The 13661-nt window shown below is 69.7% G+C and carries 9 protein-coding genes; 7 read left to right on the top strand and 2 right to left on the bottom strand.

All coding sequences use genetic code 11. The annotated features are described in order from the left end of the window. Positions 1-135: 135 nt before the first annotated feature. Entirely contained in the window at positions 136-684 is a 549-nt protein-coding gene (gene atpH / locus FMP39_RS05620) for an ATP synthase F1 subunit delta (RefSeq protein WP_011556945.1), read from the bottom strand. Between the two features lie 191 nt (positions 685-875). Between atpH and FMP39_RS05625 the strand changes: the two genes are divergently transcribed. The 4 genes from FMP39_RS05625 (at position 876) to FMP39_RS05640 (ending at position 7738) form a co-directional block, all read left to right on the top strand. Further along, entirely contained in the window at positions 876-2702 is a 1827-nt protein-coding gene (locus FMP39_RS05625; protein WP_141588973.1) for an Hsp70 family protein, read from the top strand. Positions 2703-2772: 70 nt separating this feature from the next. Then, entirely contained in the window at positions 2773-3936 is a 1164-nt protein-coding gene (locus tag FMP39_RS05630) for a TIGR02266 family protein (RefSeq protein WP_141588974.1), read from the top strand. A gap of 74 nt (positions 3937-4010) precedes the next feature. Further along, positions 4011-6194: a beta-propeller domain-containing protein gene (locus FMP39_RS05635; protein ID WP_141588975.1), complete on the top strand. Its 2184-nt coding sequence runs from the start codon at positions 4011-4013 to the stop codon at positions 6192-6194. Between the two features lie 146 nt (positions 6195-6340). Then, positions 6341-7738: an MATE family efflux transporter gene (locus FMP39_RS05640; protein WP_141588976.1), complete on the top strand. Its 1398-nt coding sequence runs from the start codon at positions 6341-6343 to the stop codon at positions 7736-7738. Positions 7739-7751: 13 nt separating this feature from the next. On the opposite strand, the gene FMP39_RS05645 is transcribed toward FMP39_RS05640, so the two are convergent. Then, complete coding sequence (locus FMP39_RS05645) at positions 7752-8465, bottom strand: esterase family protein (RefSeq protein ID WP_141588977.1); 714 nt, start codon at positions 8463-8465, stop codon at positions 7752-7754. Between the two features lie 486 nt (positions 8466-8951). Here FMP39_RS05645 and FMP39_RS05650 point away from each other — a divergent pair, with 486 nt between their 5' ends. The 3 genes from FMP39_RS05650 to cas8c are packed head-to-tail and all read left to right on the top strand — an operon-like array spanning position 8952 to position 13624. Next, on the top strand, positions 8952-11198 hold the full coding sequence (locus tag FMP39_RS05650; RefSeq protein WP_228557702.1) for a CRISPR-associated endonuclease Cas3'': 2247 nt from the start codon (positions 8952-8954) through the stop codon (positions 11196-11198). Positions 11199-11219: 21 nt separating this feature from the next. Next, complete coding sequence (cas5c, locus tag FMP39_RS05655) at positions 11220-11879, top strand: type I-C CRISPR-associated protein Cas5c (protein WP_194858250.1); 660 nt, start codon at positions 11220-11222, stop codon at positions 11877-11879. Next, positions 11876-13624, top strand: a complete 1749-nt coding sequence (cas8c, locus tag FMP39_RS05660; RefSeq protein WP_141588980.1) for a type I-C CRISPR-associated protein Cas8c/Csd1 — start codon at positions 11876-11878, stop codon at positions 13622-13624. Before cas5c ends, cas8c begins: the two co-directional genes overlap by 4 nt. The last annotated feature ends 37 nt before the right edge of the window (positions 13625-13661 follow it).

A 13661-nucleotide genomic window follows, 5' to 3' on the forward strand; every position in this document is an offset into this window, starting at 1 on the left:
CCAGGCGGCGCGGGGCTGTCCCGCACCACCTGAGAGTATACCGCTGTCAGGGTCCGCTGGAAATACCGGTTAGCCCTGGACTGCGGGGTGATGAAGACGACCTGGAACGTTGGTTGCCCGGCGAGCGGACGGGCTTCAGCGCTGCTTCAGTTCGCGGCGCATCTCTTCGAGCTGGGTCCGGATGCTGCCGTCGTAGAGGATGCTGCCCACCTGGGCGGAGACACCACCCAACAGGCTGGGGTCCACGCGCGTCTCCAGGAGGACGTTGCGCTGGGTCAGCTGTTGCAGGGTCTGCTGGAGCTGGGCAAGGGCGTCGGCCGGAAGCGGCGCGGCGCTGGTGACGTGGCCCCGGACGCGGCCGGCACGGGCGTCCGCCATGTCGCGGAAGAGGCGGGCGATGTCCGCCAGGTAGCCCAGGCGGTTGCGGTCCACCAGCAGGCGGAGGGTGTTGGCCAGCGTGGCCTCCACGCCGCCGGGGATGGCCTGCATCACCGACTCCACCACCCGCAGGCGCTGCTCGCGGGTGTAGGCGGGGTTGACGAGCACATCCGTCAGCTCGGCGTTCTTCGCGATGACATCGGCGAAGGCGGTGAGCTGCTCGGCGACGGCGTCAGTGCGGCCCGCCTCCGAAGCGACATCGAGGAGGGCGCGGGCGTAGCGGCGGGCGATCGACACGTTCACCATGGCGGTCGCGCCCTTAGCACGGGGATTTCCCCCGAGCAACGTCCCTGGCATCGCGAAGCCCTGTCACCGGGGGCACGCTTGCTGGCCCGGGCCGTGGCGCGGGAAAGCGGCGCTTATCGGCAGGAAGGCGCGGGAAGGGGGCTTGGCGAGCTGGCGCGAACACCCGTAGGGTGGTGTCCTCTCGGCCCCCCATGCTTGACCTCGTCATCGGCATCGACCTGGGTACTACCAACAGCGCCGTGGCGACCGTGGAAGACGGACGCCCGCGTATGATTCCCCCGCGCGCGGGTGGTCGGTTGACGCCGTCCACGCTGGGCGTGAACAAAGCCGGTGAGCGCGTGGTGGGCGCTGCGGCACAAGCACTGGGCGAGGAGCACCCGGACTCCGTGGTGTGGGCCACCAAGCGCTTCTTGGGGCGCCGCTACACGCCGGAGCTGGTGCAGGAGGCGAAGGCGCTGGTGCCGTATCCGCTGGTGGCCGGGCCCTCTGGCGACGTGCGCGTGCGGCTCGCCGGGCGGGTGATGCCCGTCACGCAGGTGTCCGCGATGATTCTGGGCGAGCTGGCCCTGGACGCGCAGGCGCACTTCGGCCGCCCCGTCACCAAGTGTGTCATCACGGTTCCGGCCAACTTCGACGACAACCAGCGGCAGGCCACGCGCGAGGCGGCCAGCATCGCCGGGCTGGACGTGGTGCGGCTGGTGAACGAGCCCACCGCCGCGGCGCTGGCGTATGGCCTGTCACGCGGCTTCGAAGGCAACGCGCTGGTGTTCGACCTGGGCGGTGGCACCTTCGATGTGTCCATCCTCGAGGTGAAGTCCGGTGTCTTCGAGGTGCGCGCCACCGGCGGCGATCCGCGGCTGGGTGGCGAGGACTTCGACCAGCGCATCGTCCAGTGGCTCCTGGCGCAAGTGGACGATGAGCTGCGGCACGTGGTGTCGCAGGACGCGCAGAGCCTGCGCCGGCTGAAGGTGGCCGCCGAGTCCGCCAAGCGCGAGCTCACCGAGAAGGAAGAGGCGTCCATCTACGTCGCCGGGTTGGGCGACCATTCGGCGCCCGGCAAGCGGATGGTGGAGCTGGAGACGGTGCTGACGCGCTCCTTCTTCGAAACGCTGTCCGAGCCGCTGTCGCGCCGCTGCCTCGATGTCTGCGAGTCGGTGATGCGCGAGGCGAACATGGACCCCCACGCGGTGGACGTGGTGCTGCTGGTGGGCGGCATGACGCGCGTGCCGCTGGTGCGGCGGCTGGTGGCGGACTTCTTCGGCCGCGCGCCCTCCACGGACGTGCACCCGGAGGAGGCCGTCGCGCTGGGTGCCGCGGTGCAGGCCGACGAGCTCGTCCGCCAGTCCGGTCAGGCGCTGCTGCTGGACGTCGCCGCCCAGAGCCTGGGCGTGGGCGTCATGGGTGGGCGCGTGAAGCGGCTCATCCCGAAGAACACCGGCGTGCCGGTGGTGGCGCGGGACATCTTCTATCCGGGCAGCTCCGGCCAGCAGGAAGCGCGCATCCCCGTGTACCAGGGCGAGAGCGAGTTCCAGGACGAGAACTACAAGCTGGGCGAGGTGGTGCTGAAGCGCCTCCACGTCGCCGCGCGCGGAGAGGTGCCGCTGGAGGTCGTCTTCGAGCTGTCCAGCGAGGCCATCCTGTCCGTCAAGGCCACGGACCTGACCTCAGGCAACATGGAGGCCGTGCGGCTGGAGGCCCGTGCGGGGCTGCCGCAGGGCGAGGCGGAGAAGCTGGGCGCGGAGCAGGCCCACTACGCGCGCTCGCAGGGCGTGGTGGACGCGAAGCGCGCGGAGGAGCTGTTCCGCAAGCTGCTGGAGCGCGGAGAGAAGCTGGCGCGGCTGCTCCAGCGCAGCGCGCAGGAGAACCCCAGCCCGGAGGCGCAGGCCACCCTGGGCACGGTGCAGCGTCTGTTGGATGGTGGCCGCTCTGCCCTCGACAGCGGCAACGCGGCGCAGTGCGCCACCATTGCCAAGCAGCTCACGCGGCTGTTGTCTGGTCGCCAGGAGCCTCGCGCCTGAGCGTCCATCCCCGAACGGTGGCCCCGGGCGCCGGTGGCCTTGGCACCCCTTTCCACCTATCCGTGAACGTATGAGCCCTCCTCCCAACGCGCGTGACACCGTGTTCGTGGTGGATGACTCCCGTACCGCCCGGGAGGTGGTGCGCCTGCACCTGACACGGCTGGGCTGCGAGGCGGTGGCGCTGGAGGGGGGCGAGGCGTGCATGGCCGAGCTGGCCCGGCGCACCCCGGCGCTCATCCTGTTGGACCTGCGCATGGAGCGCATGCAGGGGGACGAGGTGTGCCGGCTGGTGAAGGCGCACGCCGCGGGGCGCAACGTGCCCGTCATCATGTTCACCTCCGGCGGCGAGCCCCACGAGGTGATGCACTGCTGGCGCGCGGGCGCCGACGACTTCCTGCCCAAGCCGGTGGCGCTGGGCGCCCTGGAGGCGAAGCTGGCCGCGGTGCGCCAGGCCCGGGAGCGTGTCCGCGAGGGCCTGCCGCGTGGGCGTCGGGTGCTGCTGGTGGAGGGCGGGCGTTTCCTGCACACCTTCCTGGGCGGCTCGTTGGAGCAGGAGGGCCTCCACGTCCTCTACGCGCGGGACATGGGGGACGCGGCGAACCTGGCGGCGGAGCACGGCGCGCAGCTGGATGGCTTCGTGGTGGACGTGTCGCGCACGCCGCGCGAGGCGCTGGCCCTGGCCACGAAGCTCCACGACGCGCACCCGCGCAAGCCGCTGGTGCTGCTGTCGCGCGCGGAGGAGTCGCAGGAGGTGCTCGCCCGGGCGCAGGCGCTGGGAGGCGCGCCGCTCCTGGAGAAGCGTCACATGGGCGCGGACGAGCTGCTCGGCTGCGTCCTGGGGCGACTGCTTCCGGGCCACGCCCCGCTGCGCGCCGCGGAGCGCGTGCCCTTCTTCACGGTGGTGGAGTTCACCACGCCCAACGGGGCGACGCTGTCGGGCTTCAGCCATGACGCGGGGCCGGGCGCGCTCTTCGTGCGCACCCTGACGCCGGCGCGCGAGGGCACCCGGCTGACGCTGAAGGTGTTGCTCGCGGGCCAGCGCGCGCCCTGCACCGCCGAGGCGACGGTGGCGTGGTCCAACCCGCCCCTGCCGCAGGGCGTCTTCCGGTCCTCGGTGGGCATGGGGTTGCGGCTGGAGCACATGGATCCGGTGCTCACCCAGCAGTTCGTCCGCTTCGTGCCCCGGGGCCTCGGTTTTCCGGCTCCAGGTTCGCCGCGCGCCTCAGGTTTCTGAGAGGCGAGGACGCCCGCACCGGGTGGCGGGGCCGGGGTTCCCAGGGGGCCAGTGCCCTGGCACGCCGGTGGCAGATGTCCCGGCCGCCGCTGGCGTGGCACCGGGGAGGCCCGGGGGCCGTCAGTGGGGCCGAAGTGCAACGGGAGGGTCGAATGCGGCAGTGGAAACGCTGGAGCTGGGCCGGAGTGGTGGCTGTCGTCGCGGTGGGGTGTGACGAGGGCAACAAGCCGTTGTCCCCGGTCGACAACGAGCCCGTGCAGCAGGAGGCCCGGCTGGAGAGCTTCCCTGGCTGTGAGGCCCTGGAGCAGCACATCGAGGACACGGCGACGAAGCAGATGCGCGCGTCGCTGGAGGTCTACAAGCAGTACGCCTACGCCGGTGGCCGCGGCGATGAGTCGCCCACGGCGGGCCCCCCCCAAGAGGACTCCTCCGGAGGCGGCGACAGGCCCAACGACTACACGGGCACGAACAACCAGGTCGCCGGCGTGCACGAGGCCGACTTCGTGCAGAACGACGGCACGCGCATCTTCGTGCTGTCGGGCCCCCGGCTCTACATCCACCGTTCGTGGCCCGCGGAGCAGCTCACGCGGACGGCCGTGCTGGAGGTGGAGGGCTGGCCGCGCGAGATGCTGCTCGACGCCGAGCGCAACCGGCTGGTCATCACCTCGGCGGTGGCCGAGGACCGCCCCGGGACGGTGGCGGGGGGCCGCGGCATGGACGACATGCCAGTCGTCGACTGCGCCGGTTTCGGTTGTGGCCCTGCGTACAGCAACACCGTGAAGGTGACGGTGGTGGACGTGGCGGACCTGGAGGCGCCTCGGGTGCTGGAGCAGGTCTACCTGCCCGGCGGCTACATCAACGCCCGGCGCGTGGACAGCGCGGTGCGGCTGGTGTTCTCGGACGGGTTCCGCTGGCCGGCGGACGTGCGCCTCTATCCCGAGTACTCGCCGGGGTTCTTCGATGACCGCTCCCGGCTGGTCGCGTCCATCGACGCGCTCATCAAGCAGAACGAGCAGCGCATCCGCGCGCAGTCGTTGGAGGACTGGCTGCCGAAGGGCCGGCGCGTGACGGCGGACGGCGAGGTGAAGCCGCTCGCGTATGACTGCACGTCGTTCTACCGCGTCAACGGGCCCACCGGGCTGGGCCTGATGTCGGTGCTGTCGCTGAACCTGGACGCGGAGGATTCGTCGCCCAGCCGGACCAGCGTGGTGGGCACGCCCGGCGAGGTGTACGCGTCCCATGAGGCGCTCTACGTGGCGTCTCGCCACTGGTGGTGGTGGCCGGAGCCCGGCCAGACGCCGCACACGTACCTCCACAAGTTCGACATCCGCGACCCGGACCAGGCCACCTACGTGGGCAGCGGCACGGTGGAGGGATACATCGTCAACCAGTTCGCCATGGACGAGCGCGAGGGCGTGCTGCGGGTGGCCACCACCGTGGAGCTCCCACCGGAGAACCCGGGGACCGGGAACGGCGGGGACACCGTGTGGACGCCCCCGGAGACGGTCAACCGCGTGGTGACGCTGCATGCGCGGGACGGGCACCTGAAGGAGCTGGGCCGCAGCGAGGACCTGGCCCGGGGTGAGCGCATCTTCAGCGCGCGCTTCATGGGCACGCGCGGCTACGTCGTCACCTTCCGGCAGGTGGACCCGCTCTTCACCTTCGACCTGAGCGACCCGGCGAACCCGCGCAAGGTGGGCGAGCTGAAGATTCCGGGCTTCTCCACGTACATCCACCCGCTGGGTGACACGCACCTGCTCACCTTCGGCGAGCACCGCAACGAGGACGGCACCTGGCAGGACCGCGCCCTCAAGCTGTCGCTCTTCGACGTGAGTGATTTGGCGCAGCCCCGGGAGACCTTCACGCAGTTGCTGGGCTCGATGGGCAGCCACAGCGAGGCGCTCTACGAGCACAAGGCCTTCACCTACTTCCCCGCCAAGGGCTTGCTGGCCCTGCCCTTCACGGACTGGGACTACAACGCCTACGACTACTGGTCCGGCTTCCGCAGCGAGCTGCGCGTCTTCCGCGTGGACACGGCCACGGGCTTCTCGCCGGTGGGCACCGTCTCCGTGCGGGACATGTACCAGTCGCTCAACTTCCGGCACTGGAGCTGGTACTGGCAGCCCACGGTGCGCCGCAGCATCATGGCGGACGACTACGTCTACACCATCTCCGACGCGGGGCTGCGCGTGTCCCACGTGGACAGCCTCCAGACGCCGCTGGTCACCGCGCCCTTCCATCCGCCCATGCTGCCGTAACGGGGGCTTGCCCCCTGGGACGCCGGGTGTCCCAGGGGGACGCATCACGGGTGTGTGACCGGGCCTTCCGGTCAGGCGAGGGAGGCGTGGCGCGTCGGACGTGGGCAGCGCATTCCCTGCCGGAAGGCGCTATAGGCGCACTTCCCATGTCCACCGCCGTGTTGCCAACGTCCTCCGTGAATTCCCCCCGCACCGAGCTCCGGGAGCTGGCTCGGCTGGCGGTTCCCATCGCCATCGCCCAGGGTGGGCAGGCGCTCATGGGGTTGGTGGATACGCTGGTGGTGGGCCGCGCGGGGACGTCCGCGCTGGCCTCGGTGGGGTTGGGCAACGGCCTCTTCTTCGCCGTCAGCGGCTTCGGCATGGGCCTGATGATGGGCTTCGATCCGCTGCTCTCGCAGGCGATGGGGGCCCGGCAGTTCACCCGGGCGCGGGCGCTGCTGTGGCAGGGCGGGTGGCTGGCCCTGTTCGCGGGCGTGCTGCTGGCCTTGCTGCTCTTGCTGACGCCGCCGCTGCTGCTGCTGGCGGGAGTCGGCCCGGACGAGGTGGCGGGTGCGCGGGACTACCTGGTGTGGCGCGCGCCCAGCATGCCGTTGATGCTGGCCTTCCTCTCGGTGCGCTCCTACTGCCAGTCAACGGCCTTCACGCGGCCGCTGGTCATCGCGACCGTCGTGGCCAACATCTTCAACCTGGGCGCGGACATCCTGCTCGTATTTGGCGGCGAGGTGCTGCCGCCCGTCTTCGGGCCGCTGCGCGCGATTCCGGCCATGGGCGTGGCGGGCTCGGCGCTGGCCACGACGCTGTGCACCGGGGTGCAACTGGCCGTCGTCGTGCTCGCGGTACGGGCGCGGCCCCTGGAGGGGGCGGTGCGCTCCACGCGCCTGCCGGTGTGGGCCGACCTGGCGCAAGCGGTGAAGCTGGGCATCCCCATTGGGCTCCACATCGCGGCGGAGATTGGCGTGTTCGCGCTGGCAGGCGTCCTGGCGGCGGGGCTGGGCCCAGCGAGCGTGGGTGCGCACCAGATTGCCATCTCCTTCGCGAGCGTCACCTTCACCGTGGCCATGGGCATTGGCAACGCGGGCAGCGTGAGGGTGGGCTGGGCGGTGGGTTCGCACAACACGCCTCAGGCGCGGTTGAGCGGATTCATGGCCTTCGCGGGCGGCGCGGGTTTCATGGCGCTGGGGGGCCTGGTGTTCGCGCTGTTCCCACAGTCTCTGGCGCGGCTGGCGGGGGCCCCCGACGACGTGTTGCCGCTGGTGGTGCCGCTGCTGATGGTGAGCGCCATCTTCCAGGTGTTCGACGGCGTGCAGGGCGTGGGCGCGGGCGTGCTGCGCGGCACGGGTGACACGCGCTTCACCTTCCTGGCCAACATGGTGGGGCACTACGCCATTGGCCTGCCGCTGACGCTGCTGTTGGGCTTCAAGCTGGGCCTGGGCGTGGTGGGCATCTGGTGGGGCCTGTGCGCGGGCCTCATCACCGTGGCCGTGGCGTTGCTGTGGCGCTTCAACCGGATGAGCGCGGGCACGCTGCGTCCGGTCGAAGCGTAGCGGCGCGCGGCGGCTACCAGGGCAGGTACTGCTGAATCATCTGCCGCCACACGGGCCAGTCGTGCGTGCCGCCTTGCCACACGGCCAGGTGGTTGCCGATGTCCTTCTTCCACAGCAGGTTGGAGAGGTGCTCGTTGGAGGGGCGGCAGAAGTCGTGCTCCCCCACCGCCAGCACCATCTCCACACGCTGGAGGGCGGAGAGCTGCGCGGGGTCCGTGAGGTTCGGCAGCCATTCCGTGCACGAATGGAAGTAGACGTCCGAGTCGTGGTGTCCGTCGAGGAACTCGTTCGTCTCGAACTTGCCGCCCATGGACAGCAGGCGCCGGAAGACGTGCGGGTGCCGCAGGCCGACGTTGTACGCGTGGAAGCCGCCGAAGCTGCACCCGGCCAGGGTGAGGCGCCCGCCGGTGCTGCGGCTCTTGAGCAGAGGCACCACTTCGTGGAGGAGGTACTCCTCCCACTGCTGGTGGCGCCGGACGCGCTCCGCCGGGTGGATGGCGGTGTTGAACCAGGACTCCTCGTCCACCGAGTCCGGGCACACCACGATGTACCGGCCGGACTGGACGCGGTCGGCGATGGCGCCGATGAGGCCGAAGTCCTCGGCCTGGAAGAAGCGGCCCTTGCTGGTCGGCAGCAGGAGCACGGGTTCGCCCGAGTGACCGAAGATGAGCAGCTCCATGTCGCGGTGCAGTCGCTCGCTGTACCAGCGGTGGTATTCGCGGTTCATGGCGCGCAATCTAATCGCAATGCGTCAAAGGCAACGACTGGAGTGCGAGGCCCGCCTGCCGGACTGCCGGGATTGAACACCTGGGTGGATGTCTGACTTTGCCGAGTCGGCGGTTACCCGCCCGGGTATTCGTTGCGGCTCCCACTGAGGGTGTCGAGCTTTGAACGCGAGACTTCCAGGCCATTCGTGCGCGTGCATGGCCAGGGGAGGCGAGGCCGCCAGGACAAGGTGATGGCGCAGCGGCGCTGAGCGCTTCATCGGTTGGCACGTCGCGGCGGATTCATCCGTCTGGCACGCATGGGTTGCCGCCTGTGTGGCCAGAAGCCTGCCCGCATTGCTCGCTCTTGGGCATACCACCCCAGGGGGAGCGCGCGTCCTGGGCTTTCGTAGGACAAGTCGTCTTGTGCCGGTCTCCAGACGGAAACGAGAATGCAGACGCACGTGCTCGCTTGTGCGGTCAGACACGTGGGCGGTGGGGGGAGTGCCATGAAGAAGGACCTCGGGCTTCCGGAGCAGCCCGCCGTGCCACGCGTGGTCACGGCGGAGCCATTGGCTCACGTTGCAGAAGACGGCCGGGCTCATCTGCTGCGCGAGCACTTGGAGGCCGTGGGGCAGTGGGCCGCGAGGCTGGCGCCGCGAGAGGACTTGCGCGCACCCGCGCTGGCCGTGGGGCAGTGGCATGACCTGGGCAAGTACACCCGGGACTTCCAGATACGCATCCGCAAGGAGAACGGCTTCGAGGCGCACCTGGAGAAAGAGGGCGCGCTGGAGCGAGACCACTCGACGGCCGGGGCGCTCTGGGCGCTGAGTCGGGACCGGCGTCTGATGCCGCTGGCATTCGCGATAGCCGGGCACCACTCAGGCTTGCCCGACGCGTCGAACCTCCGGAACCGCGTGGGGCGCACGGAGAAGCAGGCGTTGCTCTCCGATGCGCGGGCTCGCTGTGACGCACCCGCTTTGCTGGACGGACCGTTGGGCTTCTCTCCGGAGGCGCTCGACAAGCTCGAACCACGGCAAGTGGAGCTCTGGACGCGGATGCTCTTCTCCGTCCTTTGTGACGCGGACTTCCTGGACACCGAAGCCTTCTTCGATGCGAACAGGAGCGCGGCCCGTGAGGTGCCGGTGTCGTTGTCGCAGCTCGCCGAGCGTCTCCGCGGCTTCCTGCGGGAGAAGCAGCGTGGGGCTCCGGACACGGAGGTGAACCGGGTGCGCCGCGAGGTGCTCACCGCAGCCGTGGAGGCCGCGGTGCAGCGCCCCGGTGTCTTCAGCCTCACGGTACCCACGGGGGGAGGGAAGACGCTGACGTCCATGGCCTTCGCGCTCGAACATGCGCGGACGCAGGGGCTTCAGCGCGTCATCGTCGCCATCCCCTACACCTCCATCATCGAGCAGAGCGCGGAGGCGTACCGCCAGGCCTTCCAGGGGCTGGAGCACGCCGTCATCGAGCACCACTCCGCTGTCGACCCGGACCGGGAGACGCCGCTCAACCGCGTCGCCAGTGAGAACTGGGACGCGCCCATCATCGTCACCACCACGGTGCAGCTCCTGGAGAGCCTCTTCGCTCACCGCCCGTCGGCGTGCCGCAAGCTGCACCGCGTGGCCCGGAGCGTCATCGTGCTCGACGAGGCACAGACGCTGCCCGCCTCGCTCCTGGAGCCCGTCCTGGATGGCTTGGGCGCGCTGGTGAGGGACTACGGCTGCTCCGTGGTCATCTGCACCGCCACGCAGCCGGCGCTGGGCCGTCGCCCGGACTTCCCGGAAGGGCTGCCGGAGGTGCGTGAAATCGTCCCGGCCTCGGTGCGCGCCTTCGAGCGGCTGCGCCGTGTGCGCGTGCGCTGGCCCTCGTCAGGGCGGAAGCTCCCCTATGCCGAGTTGGCCGACGCCGTGGCGGCCGAGCGGGACGTGCTCGCGGTGGTCCACCTGCGGGCCGACGCGCGGCGGCTCTGCGAGCTCGTGGATGAACGGCTGGGGCATGAAGAGACGCTGCACCTGTCCGCGTTGATGTGCCCGGAGCATCGCTCCCAGGTGCTTGCGGACATCAAGGCCCGAAAACGAAGAGGGGAGCCTGTGCGGTTGGTGGCCACCCAACTCGTCGAGGCGGGCGTGGACCTGGACTTCGGCGTCGTCTACCGAGGCCTGGGAGGCCTGGACGCGCTGGCCCAGGCCGCTGGCCGGTGCAACCGGGAGGGGCTGATGGAGGGCCTGGGCGAGCTGCGCGTCTATGAGCCTGAGACGCAGCCCCCCAGGGGCGTTCCTCGCGCCGCCCAGGACGTCACACGCGGCCTGCTGGAGCAATCACCAGACCTGGACTTGTTCGCGCCCGAGAGCTTCCAGCGCTACTTCGCCAGGCTCTACGCCACGCGCCACCGGGATGAGAAGGGTATTCAGGCGCTGCGCGCGAAGTTCCAGTTCGAAGAGGTGTCCAAGGCGTTCAAGCTCGTCGAGGACGACTGGAGCGCTTCGGTGGTGGTGCCCTACGCGGGCCATGCGCCGCTGGTGAATGCGCTGCGTGAGCGAGGCCCTTCGCGAGAGCGGCTGCGCGCGCTGCAACGCTTCACGGTGACGGTGCCCCGCAAGCTCCGGGACGCCTGGCTGGCGCGCGAGCTGGCGCGGCTCGCTGCCGAGACGGTGGCGTACCTGGGGCCGGAGCACACGTCCGCGTACCACAAGCGCTTCGGCCTGCTTCCGGACCACGTCGGCATCTTCGACCCGTCCTTCCTCATTCCCGCTTGAGACCCGCTTCAGGAGGTGTGGATGACAGCAACGCCAGGCAGAAGTTTTCGCGTGAGGGCGCGGGGGCCCGTGGCCTGTTTCACGCGGCCCGAGATGAAGGCCGAGCGCGTCAGCTACGAGGTGATGACGCCCTCCGCGGCACGTGGGGTGCTGGAGGCCATCCTATGGAAGCCGGCCATTCGTTGGCACGTTCACGAAATCGCCGTGCTCGCGCCGGTGCGGTGGACCAGCTTCCGCCGCAACGAGGTCAACAGCCGGGCCACTGTGGGGAAGTTCGACTACGCGGCGGACGAGGACCGGGCCCAGCGCAACACGGTGGCGCTGCGAGACGTGGACTACGTCATCACCGCGTCCTTCGCCCTGGTGCCGGGCAAGGCGGGGCCCGACGACAACGTGCGCAAGTTCGAGGACATGTTCGAGCGGCGTCTGGAGCGAGGCCAGTTCTTCCATGCGCCCTACCTGGGATGCCGTGAGTTCGCGGCGCGCGTCGAGCCCGCGGAGGACGTCCTGTTGCCGCATGAGTCAGGCCAGGGGCGGAGGCCGCTGGGCCTCATGTTCTACGACTTCGTCTTCGACATTCCTGGAGAGCCGGTGCGTCCTGAGTTCTTCCAGGCGTTCCTGGAGGACGGTGTGCTGCGTGTGCCGCCTCGGGCGCAGGTGCTGGGGGGAGGCGTTCCATGATGCTGACGGCGCTGAATGACTTCGCGCGCGAGCGAGGGCTCACGGATGACCCTCTGTACGAGGTCAAGCCCGTGGACTTCTTCATTCGCATCAGCGCGAAGGGGAAGTTCATCAAGCTGGAGTCCCTGGCGAGGGAAGACGGGAGAGGCAATTCGATGCCAATCCCCAGGTTGCCGCAGCGCTCGGTGAACATCGCGGCGGGCTTCTTCGCGGACAACTCGAAGTACGTCCTCGCCTACGAGAAGGATGCGCCCAAGGCGAAGGCAGGCGGCGTGGAGAAGCGCCTGGCCCGGTTGGAAGCCTTCTTGAAACCGGTGCGCGAGGTCGTCGCGGAGACGAAGGACGCGGAGGCCCGGGCCGTGGCGTCCTTCCTGGGCAGCGAGGCCGAGCGGAGCAAGGCGCTGGCGGACAGGGGGGCCGAGGAGTGGACGGGCTCCGAGATGCTCGCATTCGTCGTTGGTGAGGCCACGACGCCCGTGCACCAGAACCCCGCCATCCGTGCCTGCTGGGAGCGTCGCGCGGGTGCGCAGCGCGCGTTGGGGCGGAGGGCGTTGTGTCTGGTGACGGGCCGCGAGGGCGTGGTGGCCGTCACGCACCCCAAGTTGAAGAACGTCCCTGAGGCCCAGCCGTCCGGGGCGCCGCTGGTGTCCTTCAACGCGCCCGCGTTTTCGTCGCATGGTTTGGAGCAGGGGGAGAACGCGCCCATCTCTCAGGAGGCGTCGCTGGGCTACGTGCTGGCCCTCAACGACATGCTGCGGAGGACGGAGCAGCGCCGTTTCCGTCAAGGCATTCAGTTGGCGGATGGCTCGGTGATGGTGTTCTGGACGCGCGCCTCTCCTTCGGAAGAGAGCTTCCTGTTGTCGCTCCTGGACCCGACGGAGGATGACCTCAAGCGCTTCGTTGAGTCTCCGCTCAAGGGCGTCGAGCGGGGAGAACTGGATGACCGCGCCTTCTACGCCGTGACGCTGGCGGGGAACGCGGGCCGCGTCGCGGTGCATGATTGGTTCGAGTCTCGCGTGGGCGAGGTGAAGCAGAACATCCGGCGCTATTTCGACGACCTGCGCATGGGCGACGCGCCAGCGGGGCCGATCCCCGTCTATCGCCTGCTCAAGGCCGTGGAGGCGCCCTCGGGACGAGGCCTGACGCCGGACATCGCCGCACGGATGCTGGGGGCGGCGTTGCGAGGTCAGCCCTTCCCGCGCCAGCTCCTGGTGGCCGCGCTGGACCGGCTGCGGTTGCCGCCCGCTGACGGCGGGGTCGAGCGCGAGCAACTCCGGCTCCGCGTCGCGCTCATCAAGGCGTACCTGTTGCGAGATCGAAATCGTGGATCCACTCCCCTGGAGGTCACTGTGTCATTGGACAAGGACAATCCTTCGCAGCCCTATGTGCTCGGCCGCCTCTTCGCTGTGCTGGAGCGACTGCAGGGCGTGGCGCTGAAGGACCTCAACGCCACCATCCGCGACCGTTACTTCGGCGCCGCGTCTCGAAACCCCGTCACCGTCTTCCCCCGGCTGATTCAGCTCTCCGTTCACCATGCCTCCAAGGCGGGGGAGAACGGCAGGTGGCTGGAGCGGACGAAGGGGGAGGTGATGGCCCTGCTGCCTTCCAAGGACCCATTTCCGCCTGTGTTCCAGCCCGAGCAGCAGGGCCTCTTCGCCGTGGGCTACTACCACCAGCGCGAAGCGTTCATCACGAAGCGCGAGGCCGCCGCGACTCCGGCTGATTCGGCAGCGTCCTCCACCTGAGCCTTCTCCGCCTCCAAACCCATTCCAGAGAAAGCGC

The sequence above is a fragment of the Myxococcus sp. AB056 genome, from assembly GCF_006547365.1.
Taxonomy (GTDB): Bacteria; Myxococcota; Myxococcia; order Myxococcales; family Myxococcaceae; genus Myxococcus; species Myxococcus virescens.

What these genes read in the sequence shown, in the direction of transcription:
- atpH (WP_011556945.1), bottom strand. Translation starts at nt 684, where the DNA reads ATGGTGAACGTGTCGATCGCCCGCCGCTACGCCCGCGCCCTCCTCGAT.
- cas5c (WP_194858250.1), top strand. Translation starts at nt 11,220, where the DNA reads ATGACAGCAACGCCAGGCAGAAGTTTTCGCGTGAGGGCGCGGGGGCCC.
- FMP39_RS05650 (WP_228557702.1), top strand. Translation starts at nt 8,952, where the DNA reads ATGAAGAAGGACCTCGGGCTTCCGGAGCAGCCCGCCGTGCCACGCGTG.
- FMP39_RS05645 (WP_141588977.1), bottom strand. Translation starts at nt 8,465, where the DNA reads ATGAACCGCGAATACCACCGCTGGTACAGCGAGCGACTGCACCGCGAC.
- FMP39_RS05625 (WP_141588973.1), top strand. Translation starts at nt 876, where the DNA reads ATGCTTGACCTCGTCATCGGCATCGACCTGGGTACTACCAACAGCGCC.
- FMP39_RS05640 (WP_141588976.1), top strand. Translation starts at nt 6,341, where the DNA reads ATGTCCACCGCCGTGTTGCCAACGTCCTCCGTGAATTCCCCCCGCACC.
- cas8c (WP_141588980.1), top strand. Translation starts at nt 11,876, where the DNA reads ATGATGCTGACGGCGCTGAATGACTTCGCGCGCGAGCGAGGGCTCACG.
- FMP39_RS05635 (WP_141588975.1), top strand. Translation starts at nt 4,011, where the DNA reads ATGTCCCGGCCGCCGCTGGCGTGGCACCGGGGAGGCCCGGGGGCCGTC.
- FMP39_RS05630 (WP_141588974.1), top strand. Translation starts at nt 2,773, where the DNA reads ATGAGCCCTCCTCCCAACGCGCGTGACACCGTGTTCGTGGTGGATGAC.